Origin of the sequence: Paenibacillus sp. FSL H8-0079 (assembly GCF_037991315.1) — a bacterium.
Taxonomy (GTDB): Bacteria; Bacillota; Bacilli; order Paenibacillales; family Paenibacillaceae; genus Paenibacillus.
Genome location: NZ_CP150300.1, coordinates 3,546,304 through 3,567,701 on the forward strand (window position 1 = coordinate 3,546,304; position 21,398 = coordinate 3,567,701).

The 21,398-nt window shown below is 41.3% G+C and carries 18 protein-coding genes; 16 read left to right on the plus strand and 2 right to left on the minus strand.

The genetic code is table 11. The features are described from left to right. Positions 1–64 precede the first annotated feature (64 nt). Positions 65–739, minus strand: a complete 675-nt coding sequence (locus tag MHI06_RS15790) for a GntR family transcriptional regulator (protein WP_340398355.1) — start codon at positions 737–739, stop codon at positions 65–67. Between the two features lie 268 nt (positions 740–1,007). Here MHI06_RS15790 and MHI06_RS15795 point away from each other — a divergent pair, with 268 nt between their 5' ends. The 12 genes from MHI06_RS15795 (at position 1,008) to MHI06_RS15850 (ending at position 16,604) form a co-directional block, all read left to right on the plus strand. Next, the gene (locus MHI06_RS15795) at positions 1,008–1,499 is read left to right on the plus strand and encodes an OsmC family protein (RefSeq protein ID WP_340398356.1); all 492 of its coding nucleotides are present in this window, start codon (positions 1,008–1,010) and stop codon (positions 1,497–1,499) included. A 40-nt stretch (positions 1,500–1,539) separates the two neighbouring features. After that, positions 1,540–1,881 (plus strand): thioredoxin family protein, encoded by a 342-nt coding sequence (locus tag MHI06_RS15800; protein WP_340398357.1) that lies wholly within the window; start codon positions 1,540–1,542, stop codon positions 1,879–1,881. Between the two features lie 541 nt (positions 1,882–2,422). Then, positions 2,423–3,265 carry a PRD domain-containing protein gene (locus tag MHI06_RS15805; RefSeq protein WP_340398358.1) on the plus strand — a complete coding sequence of 281 codons (843 nt, stop codon included), beginning with the start codon at positions 2,423–2,425 and terminating at the stop codon, positions 3,263–3,265. 108 nt (positions 3,266–3,373) lie between these two features. Next, positions 3,374–5,305 carry a beta-glucoside-specific PTS transporter subunit IIABC gene (locus MHI06_RS15810; protein WP_340398359.1) on the plus strand — a complete coding sequence of 644 codons (1,932 nt, stop codon included), beginning with the start codon at positions 3,374–3,376 and terminating at the stop codon, positions 5,303–5,305. 42 nt (positions 5,306–5,347) lie between these two features. Then, entirely contained in the window at positions 5,348–6,778 is a 1,431-nt protein-coding gene (locus MHI06_RS15815; protein WP_340398360.1) for a 6-phospho-beta-glucosidase, read from the plus strand. A gap of 277 nt (positions 6,779–7,055) precedes the next feature. Then, a complete protein-coding gene (locus tag MHI06_RS15820) occupies positions 7,056–7,370 on the plus strand; it encodes a metalloregulator ArsR/SmtB family transcription factor (RefSeq protein ID WP_340398361.1) in 315 nt (104 codons plus the stop codon). Then, positions 7,367–9,838 carry an FAD-dependent oxidoreductase gene (locus tag MHI06_RS15825; protein WP_340398362.1) on the plus strand — a complete coding sequence of 824 codons (2,472 nt, stop codon included), beginning with the start codon at positions 7,367–7,369 and terminating at the stop codon, positions 9,836–9,838. The genes MHI06_RS15820 and MHI06_RS15825 overlap by 4 nt, the downstream gene beginning before the upstream one ends. Before the next feature lie 332 nt (positions 9,839–10,170). Continuing rightward, positions 10,171–10,902 (plus strand): response regulator transcription factor, encoded by a 732-nt coding sequence (locus MHI06_RS15830; protein WP_340398363.1) that lies wholly within the window; start codon positions 10,171–10,173, stop codon positions 10,900–10,902. Between the two features lie 41 nt (positions 10,903–10,943). Further along, entirely contained in the window at positions 10,944–11,783 is an 840-nt protein-coding gene (locus tag MHI06_RS15835; protein ID WP_340398364.1) for a histidine kinase, read from the plus strand. Continuing rightward, positions 11,780–12,448 carry a response regulator transcription factor gene (locus MHI06_RS15840; protein WP_340398365.1) on the plus strand — a complete coding sequence of 223 codons (669 nt, stop codon included), beginning with the start codon at positions 11,780–11,782 and terminating at the stop codon, positions 12,446–12,448. The genes MHI06_RS15835 and MHI06_RS15840 overlap by 4 nt, the downstream gene beginning before the upstream one ends. 44 nt (positions 12,449–12,492) lie before the next feature. Further along, positions 12,493–15,042, plus strand: a complete 2,550-nt coding sequence (locus tag MHI06_RS15845) for a heavy metal translocating P-type ATPase (RefSeq protein ID WP_340398366.1) — start codon at positions 12,493–12,495, stop codon at positions 15,040–15,042. 365 nt (positions 15,043–15,407) lie between these two features. Further along, positions 15,408–16,604, plus strand: coding sequence for an MFS transporter (locus MHI06_RS15850; protein WP_340398367.1), 1,197 nt, complete (start codon positions 15,408–15,410; stop codon positions 16,602–16,604). Between the two features lie 121 nt (positions 16,605–16,725). Here the strand turns inward: MHI06_RS15850 and MHI06_RS15855 are convergent, their stop codons facing one another. Further along, positions 16,726–17,610: an NmrA family NAD(P)-binding protein gene (locus MHI06_RS15855; protein ID WP_340398368.1), complete on the minus strand. Its 885-nt coding sequence runs from the start codon at positions 17,608–17,610 to the stop codon at positions 16,726–16,728. Positions 17,611–17,754: 144 nt separating this feature from the next. Here MHI06_RS15855 and MHI06_RS15860 point away from each other — a divergent pair, with 144 nt between their 5' ends. The 4 genes from MHI06_RS15860 to MHI06_RS15875 all read left to right on the plus strand — a co-directional run bounded on the left by MHI06_RS15860 (position 17,755) and on the right by MHI06_RS15875 (position 21,287). Next, positions 17,755–18,078 (plus strand): helix-turn-helix domain-containing protein, encoded by a 324-nt coding sequence (locus MHI06_RS15860; RefSeq protein WP_340398369.1) that lies wholly within the window; start codon positions 17,755–17,757, stop codon positions 18,076–18,078. A 360-nt stretch (positions 18,079–18,438) separates the two neighbouring features. Next, on the plus strand, positions 18,439–19,425 hold the full coding sequence (locus tag MHI06_RS15865; protein WP_340398370.1) for an ABC transporter substrate-binding protein: 987 nt from the start codon (positions 18,439–18,441) through the stop codon (positions 19,423–19,425). Positions 19,426–19,497: 72 nt separating this feature from the next. Further along, positions 19,498–20,505 carry an iron ABC transporter permease gene (locus MHI06_RS15870; RefSeq protein ID WP_340398371.1) on the plus strand — a complete coding sequence of 336 codons (1,008 nt, stop codon included), beginning with the start codon at positions 19,498–19,500 and terminating at the stop codon, positions 20,503–20,505. Then, a complete protein-coding gene (locus MHI06_RS15875) occupies positions 20,502–21,287 on the plus strand; it encodes an ABC transporter ATP-binding protein (RefSeq protein WP_222215697.1) in 786 nt (261 codons plus the stop codon). Before MHI06_RS15870 ends, MHI06_RS15875 begins: the two co-directional genes overlap by 4 nt. Positions 21,288–21,398: the final 111 nt, after the last annotated feature.

Consider the following 21,398-nt stretch of genomic DNA (forward strand, 5'->3'; position numbering starts at 1 on the left):
GATTCAGAGATATTCCGTTTATTTCGTACATAGAAAAAGTAAACCTAATCGTATACGTTTGCATTTATTGCAACAGCATGTCGAATAACAGAGTCACATCTTGGGTCGAGCTTACAGATATCATTTTCACTTCTGAAGATCCAGCTTTCTTTTTTACAACTTCAGTCATTTCATTCACGGTCACTACCACATCAGCTTTTTGTATAGCTTGGAAAAGTTGTTCGTCTGGTGATGAGATATCAATCGTTTGGATGTCTGCAGAAGAACGACGCTGGATTTCCTCCAGATAAAACAGGCAGGCCATCGTTTTGCACTCAATGAAAAGGTAACGCTTCTTCTTCTCGTGTTTGGCTCCAAATAATTGTGCATATGCAAATCCTGACAACATAACATTTTCTATATTGAAACCTTGTTCAAATGCGTCTTTTACGGTCTTCTCCACGAATGAAAAATAAGGGTTTTGCTGCTTGAATTCCTTAATCCGCTCTTCATTAGCTATTTGAGTGCCTCGTCCTTTTTGCATGATCAGAAGCCCTTCTTCTTTGAGCTGTGAATATATCCACTGTATCGTGTTTCTATTAACAGAGAGCTGCTCCGCCAATTCATTTGTTGAAGGTAAAGCATCATCCGCTTTCAGAAAGTCTTTACTGATCAGCCATTTAATTTGTTCTTTAATTTGCACATTAATAGGCAGTGGAGATTGGGGATCTGTTTTGAAAGGCAAACGAGCATGTTCCATATAACCATCCAACTTTCTGGGTTAACTAGTATTCTAGATAAGATTAATATTAAAACAAACGTTCACAAAAATCAATGAAGGGGGTAACACCATAGTAATAATGGTTTTATATGAGAACAGAGCATCTTGACAAATAAAAATCATTCGAATAATATTACCCTAGTTAACTAATTAACTATTCAACTAAGTGATGCGTATGAGATTCATTCATGCCTTAAAGCGCATTGTCTAAGGAATACTGACTTGATAATAAAAGGAGCAGATTAACATGGCCGATATGAAATCTAATTTGAACACTGTATGGTATAAAAACACTAAAGGTAGCGGTAGATTGAAGGCAGATTACCTTAAAACGAATATCGCAATTCCTGAGTCTTCGGGAGGAAGTGGGGAAGGAGCCAATCCAAAAGAATTGTTGGTTTCCTCTGCCACGACTTGTTACATCATGACGCTCGTGTATATGTTGGAACAGAAAAAACTGTCATTTTCAGGATTAATGATGAACACAGAGGCTGTAAATTCCAAAGAACAAGGATTCCGAATAGTCCATCTTCCTCAGGTTATTTTGTCTGCGAATTCCACAGAAGAACAGGTTCAATCTGTGGGCAAAATCATGATTAGCGCGGAACAGTCTTGTGAAGTAGGAAACCTGCTCAAAAAAGCCGGTGTTCAGATTGAAGTTGAAGGTACAGTAGAGATTGAATCTGATATAGATGCAGTAAGCCAATACATTGAGGAAAACCAGCTAAACTGGGATTGACGTTCATTCATATTTCAGGTTAGTTGATGAGGATACAGACATGAAAGAAATGATGGAATTAGCTTCGCTGGATATGGTGGAACGGTTTGTTAGTGAACATGAATTAAGTTTTTTATATGTATCTCAAATGAATTGTAGTGTTTGTCATGCACTGCTCCCTAAGATCAGAACACTATTAGAAGAATACCCTTTGATTCAATTGGGGCATATCGACATTCACAAGGTAGAGAACATAGCAGAGAAATATATGATTTTCACAGCTCCGATCATGTTGCTTATCATAGAAGAGAAGGAATATGTCAGAGCAGATCGATTTGTTCGCTTTAACGAATTGAAGCATAAACTTGATCAGATATATGAACTGTACACTCAGTCCATGTAAACCCAATGAATCTGAACTCTTGAGATTGACTCAACTATGGCCTGTGCGCTCCCTCACTTATATTACATCGAAAATGTTGATCTCAATCATGAACGCTGTGGAAAAGTCAAAATCCTGGATGTTAGAGATGCAAGCGAGTATTGGAATGGTCATATTACGGGTACAATAAATATCTCGGTTGGCAGACTGCCCGTATTGTGAAGCAAACATATTGAGCCACATGATGAAGTGTTCATCTTGTCCCGCAGTTGGATTCAGCGAAAAAAAGCAGCCAGAATTCTGGCATCTACGAATCCACGTATGCAATGAAGCGTTTCATTACTGACTGCGCGTCAGATTCTAGGCAAAACATGCAGTTGAACAAATTAAAACGGTTATTGCTTATTCTTTCGGCCGCGGCTATAATGAGGATGCGAGTTAAGGATAGTGATTGTTTAATTACAAGCTAGACCTGCTTGCACATCGTGAATTTGCGCTATATTTAGCGTTTATTTCGAGATGTGCGGGTGGGTCTTTTTATTTGTATTAAGGGGGGAATGAGATGATTATTCTTAAGATCCTTAACAACAATGTGGCGGTTACACATGATAAATTGGGTCAGGAAGTCATTGTCATGGGTAAGGGGATTGCTTACCAGAAGAGAATAGGCGATGCTCTTGACGAGCAAAGCATTGATAAGATTTACTCACTTTCTACCAAGGAGGCATTTATCAAATTTCAGGAACTCCTGACGGAAATCCCTTTAGATTACTTCGATGTGGCGGATAGAATCATAAATTTTGCGAAAATGACATTAGGTAAAAAACTGAATGATAGTGTATATATATCGCTCAGCGACCATATTTTCTCAACCGTAAACCGTTTCAAAGATGGGATTCCCCTCAAAAACGCTTTACTTTGGGATATTAAACGGTTTTACGCGGATGAATTTAAGATTGGTTTGAAGGCGCTTCAATTCATTAAGGAGTCTTTTGATATTCAGTTTCCGGAAGACGAGGCTGGTTTCCTTGCTTTGCACATCGTCAATGCGGAAGATCGCCAAGAAAGTCAGGATATCTACAGAGTGACTAAAATCATTCAAGAAATTAGCGACATTGTCAGGTATTATTTTCAAATTGAATTCGATGAGCAATCCTTAGCATTCTATCGATTTATTACGCATCTGAAATTTTTTGCTCAAAGATTAACCAGTGGAAGTTTGCATGAGAATGAAAGCGATCAGGATCTTCTAGATGTGATAAAAGAGAAACATCAGAATGCGTATCGTTGTGTGGGGAAAATCGAAACCTACATCAAAAACAACTACAATTACAGCCTTACGAGTGAAGAAAAGCTGTATTTGACGGTCCACATTCAACGTGTGGTGTATAAGACAAAATCATAAACGTAACCATGAAAGGAGGTGAGGGTTTAAGAGCAAGCCAGGATGGTGACATTAAGTTGGCCAAACCCTTCACTATGCTGTTTCAGCTAGAATATGGAGGAGAACATAATGGGAAAATATCAACAGTTAGCGGAAGAGATTGTGAATCAAATAGGGGGATCAGATAACATCGGTGACCTCACTCATTGCGTTACAAGGTTAAGATTTCATCTAAAGGACGATTCCATACCCAATGATGAAGTTATGAAAAAGCTGGACGGGGTAGTAACTGTCTTACGTTCAGGTGGGCAATATCAAGTCGTTATTGGAAATCATGTTTCTGAAGTTTATTCGGAGGTTAGCTCACTGGTTAAACTGAATCCAGACAATACGAGTTCTTCAACCGAAAAAGTTGTTAAAAAGAAAAAGCCGCTGGACGCTTTTGTTGATGTAATATCAAACTTGTTTCAACCTATTCTCGGCATTCTATTAGCTGCGGGAATGCTGAAAGGCTTCAATACGTTGTTCAGCACACTGAATCTTTATACAACGGATAGCGGGGCATATATGATCATTAATACCATGGGGGATGCTATGTTCATGTTCCTCCCTGTATTTTTGGGATATACATCTGCTAACAAGTTTAAAGTACAACCCTTTATCGGTATACTCATTGGATTAGCTATGTGTTACCCCGCTATTCAGTTGGATGCCTTGGCAGGATCCAGAGAGCCACTTTACACGCTATTCAGCGGATCTGCCTTCAGTTCCCCGGTTTATCTGGATGTGTTCGGCGTTCCATTGATCAGTATGAACTACACATCCACTGTTCTCCCAATCATCATCGTAGTTTACTTTGCTTCTAAAGTTCAACGTACGCTGGATAAAATTGTTCCGAGTGCGGTTAAATTTTTCATGGTACCGATGGTCACGGTGCTGATTTCCTTATCCTTGGGCTTCTTATTGATCGGACCTGTTGCGAGTTATGCGTCTGAATTGATTGCTCAAGGCATACTGGTGGCACGAGACGCAAGTCCATTATTTGCAGGATTCCTTTTGGGGCTCTCCTGGCAAGTACTTGTCGTGTTCGGACTGCATTGGGGACTCATCCCTTTATATATTAACAACATTACGAGCATGGGTTACGACACCATCATGGCTTCCGTCTTTGCAACATCATTTGCCCAGTTGGCCATTGTGCTTGCAATTATCGTGAAAACCAAGGATAAAAAGCTTAAGACTCTAGGCTTCCCTTCGGCCATTTCTGCATTGTTTGGCATCACTGAACCTGTCGTTTACGGTATTATCCTGCCGCGCAAGAAGCTGTTTATTATGAGCTGTATCGTTTCAGGTGTTGCCGGTGGATTTTATGGACTGTACAACCTTAGAGAGTTTACTTTTGGTGGATTTGGTATATTTGAGTTTTTGACGATGTTCGACCCTAATGAACCAGGCACGTCTAATATTATGATTGCCATCATTGGTGTAGTGTTTGCCATGATTGTCTCATTTGCTTTAACACTCGTCATGTTCAAGGATGATAAGACGGAAGCTGACTCTGCTACATTGTCAGTAGATCCACCTAAATCAGTGTCTAAGATTGGAAGAAAACATACGATGCTCAGTCCGATGAACGGGGAGATCATTCCGATTAAAGACGTTCAGGATGAGGCTTTCTCCCAAGAACTATTAGGTCGAGGGATTGGAATTCGTCCTTCTACAGGCGAACTGTTTGCCCCCTTTGCCGGAAAAGTCGTTACGCTCTTCCCGACTAAACATGCCGTTGGAATAATATCGGATGAAGGAATGGAAGTATTGATTCACATCGGTTTTAACACCGTTCGATTGAAAGGAAAGCATTTTGAAAGTTTCGTGCAAGAAGGGGACATTGTGCATCAAGGCCAGAAACTGGTCGAATTTAACATTGCCGAAATCGAGAAAGAAGGATATTCCTTAGTGACGCCAATGATTGTTACAAACACGGAGAATTATCTGGAAATCGTCGAGACCAAAGAAAATAAAGTGAACGCAGGCGATGTGCTGCTGACAGGCTTGTTATAAGAGAATAACTATATAATTTATAAATAGAAGGAGACGATAAATTTGGGATTTAAAGATGGGTTCTTATGGGGAGGGGCAACCTCGGCTAACCAATCAGAGGGAGCTTATAATGCGGACGGCAGAGGGCTAGCAAACGTTGATTTGAGCCCGACTGGCGACGTGCGCGAAAGTGTTCTTATGGGGAAAACTAAAATGTTTGACTTTGACGAGAATCATTACTATCCCGCCAAAGAAGCAATCGATATGTATCACCATTTTAAAGAAGATATTGCCTTGTTTGCCGAAATGGGTTTCAAAGTATATCGCTTGTCGATTGCTTGGAGCCGTATTTTCCCCAAGGGGGATGAGACAGAGCCTAATGAGGCTGGGCTTCAATTCTACGAAAGCTTGTTCAAAGAGTGCCAAAAGTATAATATTGAACCCCTCGTCACCATTACTCACTTTGATGTTCCAATGCATTTGGTCAAGGAGTATGGTTCATGGCGGAACAGAAAAATGGTTCATTTCTATGAAAGACTGTGTACCGTGATATTCAATCGTTACAAAGGTCTGGTTAAATATTGGATTACTTTCAATGAAATTAACATGGTTCTGGAAGCTCCATTTTTAGCAGCGGGGCTGTTCATTGAAGAACATGAAGATGCAGAAGCTGTAAAGTTCACAGCCAGTCACCATGAACTGGTAGCCAGTGCGTTGGCCACCAAAATTGCCCATGAAGTTGATCCGGAAAATATGGTAGGTTGTATGCTTGCCGCCAATGCACCGTATCCTAGAACATGCCACCCACAGGATATATGGAAAGCGAAGCAGGTTGAGAATCAAAGCTACTTCTTCATTGACGTTCAGGTGAGAGGTGAGTATCCTGCATATACACTCAAAGATCTTGAGCGCAAAAATATAGTTCTCCCATTCGAAAAAGGGGATCAGGAATTACTAAAACAGCACACCGTTGATTTTATTGGATTCTCGTACTATTCTTCCAGTGTGGTTAGCGCAGATCCTACACAAACGGATACGATTGGAGGCAATCTGTTCCCAAGCTTGCCGAATCCCTATTTGAAAGCTAGTGATTGGGGCTGGCAAATTGATCCACTCGGTTTGCGGATCACGATGAACAACATTTATGATCGATATCAAAAACCTTTATTCATCGTGGAAAATGGTCTCGGTGCTGCAGATACAGCTGATGAGAATGGATATGTTGAAGATGACTATCGAATTGCTTATCTAAGCGAGCATATTCAAGCGATGAGAGATGCTGTCGACTACGATGGCGTTGATTTACTTGGATATACGGTCTGGGGACCGATTGATATTGTGAGCGCAAGTACCGGCGAAATGAAAAAAAGATATGGATTCATTTATGTTGACCGGGACGACGACGGTCAAGGAACATTAAAACGCTCCAAGAAAAAATCATTCGAATGGTACAAGAAGGTCATTGAGTCAAATGGTCAGAATCTGGATATCTAATTCATAATAAGATCTATATAACCAAAGGTCACTCCCACTTTGCTTGACAGAGTGGAAGTGACCTTATGTTTTCTACTTTTAGAACAGATTCGCTACTGACTATGCTTGTTTAACTTTATATAAGTAACAACTAAACGGTATAATTCCTCATCCAACGTGTTTTGTACCTTTTCTCAGAATAAAGAGTTGCGTGATAAATTTGAATTTAAGCGAGCATATTTGACATCTAAACCGTTATATCGTAATATTACGTTATATTGATTTAGGAGGAATACTTTTGAACACTCCCGCTTTTGATAGCACTAATATAAAACAGTTCGACGAACCCGCTAATCTGCTGAAAGCTTTATCTCACCCGATTCGTTTATGTATTGTGCGTGGACTGATGCAAAAAAAGAAATGTAATGTTTCATACATGCAAGAATGTCTGGATCTACCCCAATCAACCGTATCTCAGCATTTGCAGAAACTTCGCAGTGCCGGTGTTGTCGCTACAGAGCGGAATGGTCTTGAAGTCAATTATGTGCTTGCAGATCAACGGGTTGAACAGATTATAACTTCTTTGTTTGGAAAGGAAGACTGTGAATCATGAGCAAAAAAATACTGATTGTTGGCGGTGTAGCTGGGGGTGCCTCTGCGGCTGCACGGCTACGCCGTCTGGATGAACATGCCGAAATTATTATCTTTGAGAAGGGACCTTATATATCGTTTGCCAATTGTGGCTTACCCTATTATATTGGGGGATCGATTGATGATCGAGAGCGTTTGTTGGTACAAACACCAAAAGGTATGGCAGATCGCTTTCGTATTGAAGTGCGTACAAGAAGCGAGGTTATGGCTATTGATCCGCAAAAGCGTACGGTTCGAGTACATAGCGAGGAGCGTGGTCACTATGAAGAAAGCTATGACGAGTTAATTTTGTCACCAGGTGCAAAACCAATGGTTCCCGATATACCAGGTAAGGACAATCCACTGATTTACACCGTACGTAACATTCCTGATATTGATAGCATAAAAGAACAAATAAATTCATCTAACAAACAATCATCAATCGTAATAGGCGGTGGGTTTATTGGGGTTGAAATGGCAGAGAACTTAAAAGAAGCCGGATTGGATGTAACGTTAATTGAAGGTAATGGACAGCTACTCACGCCGTTTGATGCTGAACTGGCAGCAGCTTTAGCTCAGGAAATGGAGCAGAATGGTGTAAACCTGCTGTTCTCCCAGCGTGTTCAAGGATTTCATTCCCTTGATCACGGCATCGGAGTAGAGCTTGCTGATGGTCATGTCCTGACGGCTGACCTGGTTATTCTTGCAATAGGGGTAACCCCGGATACATCTTTTCTGAAAAGTAGCGGCGTTTCTCTGGGCACACGTGGACATATTATTGTAAATGAAGCCCTGGAAAGCAGTGTGCCACATATCTATGCTGTTGGCGATGCCATCGAAGTAACTGAAACTATTCATGGTACGAAGACAGCTATTCCACTTGCCGGACCTGCCAACAAACAGGGAAGAATTGTTGCCGATCGAATTGCCGGACTTAGTTCCACCTATAAAGGAACACAAGGTACGTCCATAATCAAAGTGTTTGGAATGACAGGAGCCACTACAGGTAGCAATGAAAAAACATTAAAACGTCTCGGTGTTGATTATAGAACTGTAATCGTGCATCCTGCCTCTCATGCATCGTATTATCCAGGTTCCAGCGCAATTACTCTTAAGTTGCTTTTCACACTGGAAGGTAAGATTCTAGGTGCACAAGCAGTCGGTTATGACGGAGTGGATAAACGGATTGATGATATTGCTGTAGCCATACATTTTGGCGGTCATATCCGAGATTTGACCGAGCTTGAACTGAGTTACGCACCACCTTATTCTTCTGCAAAAGATCCGGTTAATATGGCTGGCTATGCAGCAGAGAATATTACAGCTGGACGTGTTCAAACGTTCAACTATGATCAGCTGTCTGAGCGCCAGCCAGACCAGACTATACTACTGGATGTTCGCAGTGCTCTGGAGCATCGTAATGGGAATATTCCGGGTTCAATAAATATTTCAGTGGATGAGCTTCGTCAGCGGTTAGATGAACTAGACTCATCCAAAGATATCTGGGTATACTGCCAGGTTGGTTTACGTGGATATACGGCTTCGCAAATCCTGCGTCAGCATGGATTTAGCGTAAAAAACTTGAGTGGAGGTTATAAAACATATCGCCAAGCCCAGTTTAAGCCGGCTCTATTTTCTCCTGCAAAACCAGATCATCATGAGCCTGGACCAGGCGTGAAGGAATCAGGGCCAATTCCCACTGCTTCGACTGAGCCACAGCGTATCGATAATGAGTTGAACGTATGCGGTTTAAGTTGTCCGGGTCCGCTGATACAAGTGAAGCAGAAAATGGATCAACTATCGAATGGAGAGACCTTGCGGGTTAAAGCTTCCGATCCAGGATTCTATGAAGATGTTAAAGCATGGGCAACCATGTCCGGGTCCGCACTCTTACACCTGGAACGAATCAAAGGCGGAATTATTGAGGCTGTCATTGCCAAGAATTCAGTAAAACCCATTTCTGATTCGCCTAGCCACCATGATCCCGCTAGCACGATGGTTGTCTTTAGCGGCGATCTGGATAAAGCCATTGCCTCTCTTATTATTGCAAATGGAGCTGCAGCAAGTGGACGTAAAGTAACGATGTTTTTCACATTTTGGGGATTGAATGTTATTCGGAAGCATCAGACGCAGCCTGTATCCAAAACCATGATTGGCCGAATGTTTGACATGATGCTGCCACGTGGCAGCAAAAAACTTGGCATGTCCAAAATGAATATGCTTGGTGTTGGTCCAAAAATTATCCGTGGCCTGATGAAAAATAATAACGTTCCGTCTTTAGAAGAGCTGATAGAGTCCGTCATTGCACAAGGGGCTGAGTTGGTAGCTTGCCAAATGTCCATGGATTTAATGGGCATTCAGCGTGAAGAACTAATTGATCAAGTTACAATTGGTGGGGTCGGTTACTATCTGGGAGAAGCATCCCAAGCTAATCATAACCTGTTTATTTAAGTCAATTCCTACTTTCAAAACACCAAATGATATTGTATTAGAGAAGTTAGAGGGTAAGAGTAGAGACATTCTTTCCTTATTAGCATTATCTGTATTACTTGAAAAAGGCCGAAAAGTGGTTTCTGTCATGCACAGAAAGCCGCTTTTCGGCCTTTTTTGAACATTTGTTGTAAACCGGTTATGAGGTATGTTCATGATTTGTTTACATTTGAACGATATTACATGTTTCGGATAGCTCTACAGAGCCATTCAGTTAATGGACAGGTGCAGTTATGATTTTCATTAAACCTGTGACATCAAGTTCTGTGGTTCATGCAATGGAGGGGAAGCAAGTGACCAATATTCATAAAAAAATTTTATTAATAGACCATGAGACTAGAATTCGAGTGCTGATGAGAAGGTATTTAGAGAAAGAGGGTTTCATTGTAGACGAAGCCTCCAGTGGAGGCCAAGCTATTCAGAAATGTTATTTAAACAATGGAAATTACGATCTGATGTTGCTTGATTTATCGTTGCCCGATATGAATGGGATTGAGATCTGCAAATATATGAAGCACAACTATCATGAGATTTCGATCATCATGTTGTCTGAGTATGCCGAAGAAAAGGATCGAATCGAGGGTTTCAAGGTAGGAGCCGACGATTATGTTTCCAAACCGTTCAGCCCCAGGGAAGTTGTCCTGCGTATCCAAAGCATTGTGGCTCGCACACAAGGAATCAGCTTACATGACTTTAAGAGCACATCAAGCAACGAGGTCCTTATTGACGAGATTCTGATTCAACCTTCCGCTCGGCGTGTTTTGGTACAAGATAATGAAGTACATCTGACGCCAAAGGAATACGATTTATTCTATTTTCTCGCTACACATCAGGAAAGAGCGTTTTCCCGAGAAGAATTGCTTATCCAAGTATGGAAGTCATCTCACAAAGAAATTTATGATCAACGTACTATCGATACTCACATCAAACGATTGCGCGAAAAGCTTTTTGCGCAATATTCAAAAGGAAATGAGTTCATTCAGACTTTATGGGGATACGGCTATAGGTTTCGCAGTCCGGAGTGATCGCCATCTTAAATTGGATTACAGATTGTGAGGAGTAACCTATGTACTATAAACAAATCAAATGGATGATTCTTTTCATTCCAACTTTCACCGTAGCCATCTGGGAATATGTCAGACATCAATTTCTTCTGCCATACATCTCAATGGATCTGGGAAACTGGCTAACCCCCGTTCTAGTGTATGTCGTCAGTATCACACTATTAACCCAACTATTTCGTATCTTAGAGAAAATACAGAAAGAATTGGAAATTGAACGCTCCGAAAAAGCCGCGCTCGAAGCACGAGAACAGCTGGCACGTGAGCTTCACGACGGGATTGCCCAATCCCTTTTCTTGTTGTCAGTCAAAGCTGAAAAATTAGAAAAAGTACGTAATGAGAACCAGCATGAACAGAACATTCTGTCCATACGTAAAACGATTCATGAAGTGAATCGTTATGTAAGACAAGCGATCACCAATCTGCGTCTCGATCGGGATGTAAGTCAATCCTCCACGCCAATATCATCAACACTTGTGGAACAAGTTCATGTCATGGCCAAGGACGTACGTACGCAAATCAATATTCATTGGGAATTAAAAGACCACCAGCTAGATGAAAAAGAAAAGGTTGAACTGCTAGCCTGTATTCGTGAGGCGCTCATCAATATGAACAAGTATGCTTCTGCTACAGCAGCATCCATTACAGCGATAGGAATGAGCCATAGCTGGAAGGTTACTGTTAAGGATAACGGAAAAGGGTTCGATGGCGATCCGTTTGCCAAAAAAGGAAAATTCGGTCTACGTATTATGAAAGAACGCTGCAATGAGATGGGATGGATTATGAACATGTATCGAGAGAACAGAGAGACGATCGTTGAGATTCACAAGGGGGCTCTAACATGACATTAACCACCACAACAAGAGTCTTGGTTGTTGATGATCACGCACATGCAAGGGAAGCTATCCGTGAGATTTTGGAAATGGATGATCACTTTAACGTTATCGGTATCGTCTCTAACGGTCAAGAAGCAATCGACTTCATGGAAAAGTGGCTTCCAGACCTTATTTTAATGGATATTCAAATGCCCGTTTTGGATGGACTGGAGGCAACTCGCAGAATCAAGCTTACGTTTCCTTATGTGAAAATTGTCATGATAACCGTGTCGGACGATATGCTTCATTTGCTGGAGGCTCTAAAACGCGGAGCCCAAGGTTATTTGCTTAAAAATCTGGAGCCCTCGACATGGCTAGAGTACTTACATTCAATTATTAACGAGGAAGCTCCCTTGTCAAGGGACGTGGCTTATCAAATTCTGAAGGAAGTCAACGTGATCGAACACAAGGAGCCCATTGTTAAACTGACAACCAGGGAGCTGGAGATTTTATACGGAGTGGCAGCTGGATGGACGAATAAAGAGATTGCAGGTAAACGTGATATCTCGGAATACACGGTTAAGAATCATCTGAAAAACATATTACAAAAGTTGCAGTTACAAAATCGGGTTCAACTTACACGTTACGCACTGGAACAGGGTCTTGTATCGGAGGCCAAACGACATCCAGAATAAAATTTCATGTGCGGCTAACGTACAGATAAGGAGAGGCAGAATTTATGCACAATATTGATAGCACCTCCACGTCAGGGCAACCAGCAAATGCAAACGATGCTGGACATCGCCAAACGACTCTTCAGATTACAGGCATGACCTGTGCAGCATGCTCAACCAGGATCGAGAAAGCACTAACCCGCTTGAACGGTGTGAGACAGGCGAATGTAAACCTAACTACAGAGGAAGCAACGGTAGCATATGACCCCGCTTCAGTAGATATTCAGTCCCTTCGCAATAAAATAGAGACCTTAGGCTTCGGAACAGCTTCGACTGCCGTTGACCTAAACATCTCAGGCATGACCTGTGCAGCATGCTCAGCACGCATCGAAAAAGGTCTCAGTCGTCTCCCGGGGGTGACGCGTGTGAATGTAAACATGGCGCTGGAGTCAGGGCATGTAGAATTTGTAGCTGGAACACTGAAAGGTTCCGACCTCATTTATAAAATCAGGCAACTGGGTTTTGAAGCACGTATAAAAGCTACAGAGGCAGAAGCTTTATCCATGAGGGAACAGGAGATTCAACGTAAAAAATGGAAGTGGATCTTGTCAGCCGTTCTTTCTTTCCCCTTATTATGGGCCATGGTGTCACATTTCTCGTTCACATCTTGGATATGGGTACCTGATGTATTTATGAATCCACTGTTCCAATGGCTGCTTGCAACGCCCGTACAGTTCTATTTAGGATCTCAATTTTATAAAGGTGCATATAAAGCTTTGAAAAATCGAAGCGCCAATATGGATGTGCTCGTCGCACTTGGGACAAGTTCGGCTTACTTGTATAGTTTATATCTAACATCGCTAACTAGTACCGGTGGTACCTCTGGTCATAACCATGGAGGAAGCCTCCCGGTGACAGAGGTTGTAAATACGGCCACTCAGGGACCCGTTAATTTGTATTTCGAAACCAGCGCCGTGTTGATTACATTGATACTGCTTGGTAAGTGGCTGGAGGCTCTGGCTAAAGGAAGATCTGCGCAATCTATTAAAAGCTTGATGCAACTGGCTCCGAGAAGTGCTCGGGTTCTCCGAAACGGTGAGGAGACAGAACTTCTTCCCGAATATGTACTCGCTAATGATCTGGTCATCGTGAAGCCTGGAGAGAAGATTCCTGTGGATGGAATTGTTGAGGAGGGGGCTTCCTCCGTAGACGAGTCGATGTTAACCGGAGAAAGTCTGCCTGTCGACAAGAAGTTTGGCGATCGTGTAACCGGTGCGACCTTGAACAAAAACGGACGTCTTGTTATTCGCGCAACTCAGGTCGGTGCTGATAGTGCGTTATCCCGGATCATCCATATCGTGGAACAGGCACAAGGATCGAAAGCGCCGATCCAACGCGTAGCTGATTCAATTTCAGGGATTTTCGTACCTGTCGTCGTAGGCATAGCTATTGTAACCTTTATATTGTCATTGATTTTCGTAAACTCAGAAGGATTCAGCGCTGCTCTTGAGAGAGCAATTGCAGTTTTGGTGATTGCCTGTCCATGCGCACTGGGCTTAGCTACACCGACATCCATAATGGCTGGATCGGGACGTGCTGCTGAATATGGAATTTTGTTCAAAGGCGGGGAGCATCTAGAGACTGCACAACACATTCAGACGGTTATTCTCGATAAAACGGGCACTGTCACTCACGGAAAACCAGTTATGACCGATGTAATGTCTGCACCGGCTTGGTCAACCGACGAACTGTTAAAGCGGGTTGGGATTGCTGAGTCTAGCTCTGAACATCCTCTCGCCCAAGCGATTATTGATGGGATCAGAGAGAAAGATATAAAAATCATGTTCATGCCAGAACAGTTTGAAAATATTCCGGGATCTGGCGTACGTGCACGTGGTTACAACCAGGATATTCTCGTTGGAACACGCCGACTGCTAGCCGATGCCAAGGTGCAGGTTCCTCCAGAAGCATTGGCCCATATGTCTGAATTGGAGAGTCAGGGAAAAACAGTAATACTCGTGGCAGTAGACAATGAATGGGCTGGAATGGTTGCTGTTGCGGATACCGTAAAGGAAACATCTGCACAAGCGGTTAGCCGGCTTCAAGCGATGGGAATCGAAGTGGTGTTAATGACTGGTGACAACGTACACACAGCTCGCGCTGTTGCAAGTCAAGTTGGAATCACCACAGTCATTGCAGGCATTCAACCGGAGGGAAAAGCTGCTGAAGTAGAGAGATTACAGCAAATGGGCCAGATTGTAGCCATGGTAGGTGATGGGATCAACGATGCTCCCGCTCTAGCCGTGTCTAATATCGGTATGGCCATCGGAACAGGCACGGACGTCGCCGTAGAGGCTGCGGATGTTACACTGATGCGTGGTGATCTGAACAGTGTTGCAGACGCTATTGAATTAAGTAAAAGAACGATGCGAAATATTAAACAAAATCTTTTTTGGGCCCTCGCATACAACGTAGTAGGTATTCCTATTGCTGCCATTGGTCTGCTGGCTCCTTGGCTGGCTGGGGCAGCGATGGCATTCAGTAGTGTTTCAGTTGTACTTAATTCCTTACGTCTTCAAAAAATGAAACTTTATAATTACGTTATTAAGCGGTAAATTATCCCGTTTTGTAGCTCCAAAGACTGAGTCAGAGATAACGTGAAAACTGCTTTAGTGAACAGATTTGTCGAGTAACAAAAAATATAATCCATTTAAAGTCGCAAATGATGCGACTTTTTTGTTGAATAAGAGAACTAACTTGATGCTTATTACGGCACTTATAATTGGATTTTTCAAAAACACTTTCATCAATCAATCAGAATGCCCGAAACACGTTACTACATCTATGTAAAAAGGGACTAAAAGCTTATAGACTATATCTTATGATGAAATAATAACTAAGAGAAAAATTCTAACTCTTAAAATTTAACGTTATCTAATCATTTGAAGTTTATGAATTTAATCGTAAGAGGAGTATTCAGATGAAAAAGCCACTAAAAGATCAAAAAATGGTAATGGTGATTTTACTAAGTAATATTTTCACAGCCTTTCTCGGGATAGGATTAATTGTTCCAGTCATGCCTTCTTTCAAAGATATGCTGGATTTATCCGGAAGTACAATGGGCTATCTGGTTGCAGTCTACGCCTTATCCCAGTTAATTATTTCGCCTTTTGCTGGTAGATGGGTTGATCGTTTTGGAAGAAAAAAAATGATCGTTATCGGTTTACTGGTATTCAGTTTATCAGAATTGATTTTCGGTCTAGGAACACACGTTTCAATACTTTATTTGTCCAGGGTACTGGGAGGAATAAGTGCTGCGTTTATTATGCCTGCTGTAACAGCATACGTGGCTGATATAACTACTACAGAGGATAGACCTAAGGCGATGGGATACGTCTCCGCTGCGATCAGCACCGGATTTATTATTGGGCCAGGTGTGGGCGGGTTTATTGCCGATTATGGTATTAGGATGCCTTTTTTCTTCGCCGCTGCTATGGCACTCTTAGCCGCTATTTCCTCTTCAATGATATTAAAAGAGCCTCTGTCAGTTGTAGAGATGAAACAATTATCTTCAAATACAAAGGGATCTAGCTTCATTAAGGATTTAAGAAAATCAATTCAACCAATCTACTTCATAGCGTTTATTATGGTCTTTGTCCTTGCTTTCGGATTATCTGCCTACGAAACTGTATTCAGCTTGTTTTCTGATGAGAAATTTGGCTTCACTCCCAAGGATATCGCAAGCATTATCACCATAAGTTCAATTGTAGCTGTAATTATTCAAATTTTATTGTTCGGGAAATTAGTAAATAAATTAGGCGAAAAAATGGTGATTCAGCTTTGCCTAATCATGGGCTCGGTTTTAGCTTTCATATCTACTATTGTCACTAGCTACACATCCGTTTTAATTGTAACTTGTTTTATTTTTTTAGCGTTTGATTTGTTACGACCTGCCCTAACTACCTTCTTATCTAAAACTGCTGGTAAACAGCAAGGTTTTGTAGCAGGAATGAACTCCACTTACACTAGCTTGGGGAATTTTTTTGGCCCTGCATTGGGCGGGATTCTATTTGATATTAATATTCACTACCCTTACCTTTTTGCAGGAATAGTTCTGATCATTGGTTTAGGACTTACAGTATTATGGAAAGGAAAATCAAATCAAGTCTCACTCTGATAAGAAGTGTTATGGAGGGTGGCTGATAAAATAATCTCTCAGAGAATGTACTATAGCACACTCCCTGAGAGATTAAAGTATTATTGCAACGAATTCGAGAGCGATGTTACTGGTTCTATTCTTAAGAACCGAAAATTGTTTTTACATGCGGTTGTTGCAACCAATTCTTCAGCGAAGTCAGTTGGAGATCAGGGACAACCACGCGATCTTTCACGTCATAATAGTTGAGGGAATCAATATTAGCTCCGATCCAACGATAGAAGCCTGCAATACCAGCTGCTTGGTCCGCCCCCATTACTGGAGAGAGAGCTGTTTCAAAATCATCATAGTTCAGGAAATTGAAGGTTATATCTTGTCCCAACGCTTGTGTAAAGCGCTCGCCGAGTTCTGCACCAGTAAGTGCTTCCGGACCTGGAGCTAACAGCACTTGTCCTGCCAGCTCAGGATGGGTTAGCGCATAATAATGATATTGCGCTGCGTCTTCGGAGCTGATCCATGGGATCGGTTTATCTGCTGGTACAGGGTAGAAGAGCATCCCATTATTGATCAGACCCGGAATCAAGAAGTTTTCCATATAAAGTGTGGGTTTTACCAAAATAGTTGGAATACCGCTTTGTTGTACGTACTCGATTAATTCTCGTTTAACATCCAACGTTTTGGTGTCGGTTGGCTGTTCTGGTAAAAATCCATTCGAGTTCACAACGATCAATTTAACGTGCGCTTGTCGCGCAGCTTCAACGGCATTTGTAATTTGTTGCTTCATTAGAGCAGTGTCATACTCGATTGGCATATTCAAGAAGACTTTATCTACACCGTTGTTAACTTCATTCAACGTTTCTGGTACAGACAGATCACCAACAAATGCCTCTATACCTTGCTCTTTTAAAGCAGCTACGTTTTTGTCATGACGTGTAATGGTGCGAACAGCTACCCCTTGGGAAGTTAACAATCTCGCTACGGCTCCACCTTGTACCCCTGACGCTCCATAGACTAATATCGTTTCCATATATACAACAGCTCCTTATAGTTACATTCATTTGTTCAGTAGCGAACTAAATGTTATATTCATAATAACTAACTCACAAACTTTATGTAAGTACGCACATTCGGGATATCAGGTATCTCTTGTGATACTTTTGGAGGTAAACTTATGCAGATCGAACCATTGGAAAATTGCAGTACTTGCCCGGTTGAATTTGCAGTCAACGCAATCGGAGGCAAATGGAAAATTCTGATTTTGTACCATTTATTGAATAAAGATATTATACGGTTTAACGAACTACAAAGATCGCTCTCCACGGTCACGCATCGTACACTTACGCGTCAATTGCGTGAGCTTGAAGAAGGTGGGCTAGTGAACCGCGTTGCTTATGCTGAAATGCCTCCTCGTGTCGAATACTCACTAACAGATAAAGGACATAGTCTCACCCCGATTTTGTTACAATTGCAAAACTGGGGTCTACAGCATATGTAAGCACCTTGAACACAGCAAATACCATTAAAATCGCTGTAATAGCGGCTTTTCCTATTATAAGAAGTCGTTATTATTCATACTCATACTTGATTTAAACTGAAATATAAAAGATGCCCCTCTAATGATCAAATACATCATTGGGGGGCATTTTTTATTCAATTCATGTATAAAGAGAATTTTTTTACTGATATAAGCACCAGGTTCACAAATTGTTTACAATTAAGCCATTTTGTCTCCCTCGAATAGCTCAGCTGAGCCATTCAGCTATTATAAATCTAAGGATAAGCTTATTTAAATGTAGAATCGTATTTTCCAGTTCATGTGCTTCTTAAAAATACTTTGAGAAAGAAGGGGACCAAAATGATGAAGGATCGATTTAAATTTACAGTCTTTATTTTAATCATGCTAGTAATTGTAAGTGGTTGTCAAAATACTTCACAACCACAACAAGAGAGCCAAAGAGAGGAAGGTGCTATTAATCAATCGGCTGAACCTTTTCTGTCTTTTAAAGACTTTGACGGGCAGCTCGTTACACTCCAAGATAAACCTCAAAAAATTGTTGTTTTAAATGATCAAGTGCTTCACTCCTTTTATCAAGTTGGAGGGAAAGCAGTAGGTATAACGAATACATTTAACATTGATCCTCCCAAAGAAGCAGCAGATCTTCCGAGAGTGGGGTTTATGCATCAGGTTAATATTGAGAAAGTTGTAGAGTTAAAGCCTGATTTAGTGATTGGCCAGCGTTTCGATCATGCTAATCTAAGAGAAATTCTTAAAGAAGCTAATATTCCTATAGCGAATCTTAACACCCAATCCATTGAAGACATAAGGCAGAATACGATTTTGATGGGGAAAATTACAGGTAATGAGCAAAAAGCAAAAGAGCTTGTAGCGAAAATGAACTCCGAGATTAATCAAGTGATTGATCGGATCCCAGATGAAAAAGAGATGCCTTCCTATGCCATACTAACGGTTATGGGAGATGCTGCATTTGTTGAGCAGGGTTCTACAATAGCAGTAGATATTGCGGATCAGTTAAAACTCCGTAACGCTACATTATCGTTAGATGGGGAAGTTATGGCCGGATATATTCCTTTTAGTATGGAAGAGATGGTTATGATTGATCCTGATTATTTGTTTATTATTTCTCATACAACGGATGAGGAAGGTGAAAAGATGATAGAAAGCAATTTCAAATCGAATCCAGCTTGGCGCTCGCTTTCAGCTATTTCAAATGACCGAATGTATTTTCTTCCAAAAGTTAAATTTGCAATAGCTCCTGGTGTTGATGTTGTCGATTCCTATAGTTATATGGCAGACTTGATCGCTCCAAGTGAATCAAACTAACAATTGTTATACTCATGAGAATAATGAAGGGAGCTATTTAGAAGTGTATGGCGAACTTTCTAGGTAATCTTTATGAATAAGCATACAGGGTTTAGAAAAAAGATAAGTTTTAAGCTCTTCATCATTGGGCTTTTCCTAATCATAGCTTTACTAAGTATGTTGATTAGTTTAGGCCTTGGAGCAGTTCCTGTGCATGTTCGGACGATTTCAAGTATTTTACTCGGTAATACAGATTCCGACTATTACGCAATCATATGGAATATTAGACTGCCTCGTACACTTGTAGCCGTGTTTGTCGGCATGAATTTAGCTATTTCGGGTGCATTGTTACAAGGGGTTATGCGTAACCCTATGGCTGATCCCCATATTATCGGTGTTTCCTCTGGTGCAGGTTTATTCGGAACAACCCTGCTGCTAATGTTTCCTGCCTACTCATATTTGTTAGTTCCTGTTGCATTTATTGGAGCATTGGCTTCAGCCCTGCTAATATATATGCTAGCTTGGGACAAGGGAGTTTCTCCTATGAGAATAATTCTAGCCGGAGTTGCAGCCTCTGCTTTTTTAAACTCTGGAGTCTCCGCTCTATATACATTTTATAGTGATCGTATACAAGGAGCTATTTCCTTTATGGTTGGAAACCTGTCTGCCAAAAGTTGGGGACATGTAGAGATTATCATTCCTTATAGCATTATTGGGCTAACGTTGGCTCTATTAAGTGCCCAACGAATGAATGTGCTGTTACTGGGCGATGCTGAATCGAAATCACTTGGACTAAACACAGAGGGGTATCGTTTATGGTTTATTGCTATAAGCGCATTGCTTGCTGCCAGTGCAATTAGTATCGTCGGACTTCTCGGTTTTGTTGGATTAATTGTCCCCCATGCTGCCAGGCTTATGGTGGGAAATGATTACCGAATCTTGCTGCCAGCTTCAGCGTTGCTGGGAGTAACAGTCCTATGTTTATCTGACACCATTGGTCGTATTGCCTTTGCACCGATTGAACTACCTGTGGGTATCATTATGGGCGTTATAGGTGCTCCATTTTTCTTATATTTGTTGCGAAAGAAGAGAAGGATATGACACTTGAGGCAAAGAATGTTCGCATTGGATATCATGATAATGAGGTCATTTCGGCTTTAACTCTTCAGTTTGAAGCAGGAAGGATTCACAGTATTCTCGGACCTAATGGTTGTGGTAAAAGTACGCTTCTAAAGGCACTGGGGAAGCAAATTCAGACTACGTATGGAGAGATTTTATTTAAGAATAGCGAAATCAATACATGGAGCAGGAAAGCATTTGCCAGAGAGCTTGCCTTTTTAATGCAAGTACATGAGAGTAATCCCGAGGTTACGGTTAGACAGTTAATTGAATATGGCCGTTTCCCACATAAAAGGAAATTTGAACGATTAAATCAAGAAGATCATGCCATTGTAGATCAAGCCATCTCACTTACGCATTTAGCGGATTTATCAGAAAGAACAGTAGATAGCTTATCTGGAGGGGAGCGTCAGAGGGCATGGATTGCAATGGCACTAGCTCAACAGCCTGCTATCTTGTTATTAGATGAACCAACGTCCTATCTAGACATCCATCACCAACTTGAGATTATTGAATTGATTAAGCGCCTAAATATCGAACAAGGCATCACAATCATCCTAGTCCTACATGATATTAATCAAGCAGCCATGATTTCAGATCAAATCATTGTGCTTCAAGCGGGAGAACTTTATGACTATGGCGCTCCTCGAAATGTTATTACACCAAAAATGTTACGTGATGTTTTTAAAGTTGATGCTGAAGTTAATATTTCTTCTGAAAGTAAATCAATCTCTGTCTACAATTTTCAACTTTTCAAAGAATAAATACCAAAACAACCTCTAAATAAAAATTAGAGGTTGTTTTGTTTTTACCATTGGATTCCGGCGATAGGATCTACGGTGCATATACGTCTGGAACAACGGCAACGATCACAG

What these genes read in the sequence shown, in the direction of transcription:
- MHI06_RS15790 (WP_340398355.1), bottom strand. Translation starts at nt 739, where the DNA reads ATGGAACATGCTCGTTTGCCTTTCAAAACAGATCCCCAATCTCCACTG.
- MHI06_RS15795 (WP_340398356.1), top strand. Translation starts at nt 1,008, where the DNA reads ATGGCCGATATGAAATCTAATTTGAACACTGTATGGTATAAAAACACT.
- MHI06_RS15800 (WP_340398357.1), top strand. Translation starts at nt 1,540, where the DNA reads ATGAAAGAAATGATGGAATTAGCTTCGCTGGATATGGTGGAACGGTTT.
- MHI06_RS15805 (WP_340398358.1), top strand. Translation starts at nt 2,423, where the DNA reads ATGATTATTCTTAAGATCCTTAACAACAATGTGGCGGTTACACATGAT.
- MHI06_RS15810 (WP_340398359.1), top strand. Translation starts at nt 3,374, where the DNA reads ATGGGAAAATATCAACAGTTAGCGGAAGAGATTGTGAATCAAATAGGG.
- MHI06_RS15825 (WP_340398362.1), top strand. Translation starts at nt 7,367, where the DNA reads ATGAGCAAAAAAATACTGATTGTTGGCGGTGTAGCTGGGGGTGCCTCT.
- MHI06_RS15835 (WP_340398364.1), top strand. Translation starts at nt 10,944, where the DNA reads ATGTACTATAAACAAATCAAATGGATGATTCTTTTCATTCCAACTTTC.
- MHI06_RS15840 (WP_340398365.1), top strand. Translation starts at nt 11,780, where the DNA reads ATGACATTAACCACCACAACAAGAGTCTTGGTTGTTGATGATCACGCA.
- MHI06_RS15845 (WP_340398366.1), top strand. Translation starts at nt 12,493, where the DNA reads ATGCACAATATTGATAGCACCTCCACGTCAGGGCAACCAGCAAATGCA.
- MHI06_RS15850 (WP_340398367.1), top strand. Translation starts at nt 15,408, where the DNA reads ATGAAAAAGCCACTAAAAGATCAAAAAATGGTAATGGTGATTTTACTA.
- MHI06_RS15855 (WP_340398368.1), bottom strand. Translation starts at nt 17,610, where the DNA reads ATGGAAACGATATTAGTCTATGGAGCGTCAGGGGTACAAGGTGGAGCC.
- MHI06_RS15860 (WP_340398369.1), top strand. Translation starts at nt 17,755, where the DNA reads ATGCAGATCGAACCATTGGAAAATTGCAGTACTTGCCCGGTTGAATTT.
- MHI06_RS15865 (WP_340398370.1), top strand. Translation starts at nt 18,439, where the DNA reads ATGATGAAGGATCGATTTAAATTTACAGTCTTTATTTTAATCATGCTA.
- MHI06_RS15870 (WP_340398371.1), top strand. Translation starts at nt 19,498, where the DNA reads ATGAATAAGCATACAGGGTTTAGAAAAAAGATAAGTTTTAAGCTCTTC.
- MHI06_RS15875 (WP_222215697.1), top strand. Translation starts at nt 20,502, where the DNA reads ATGACACTTGAGGCAAAGAATGTTCGCATTGGATATCATGATAATGAG.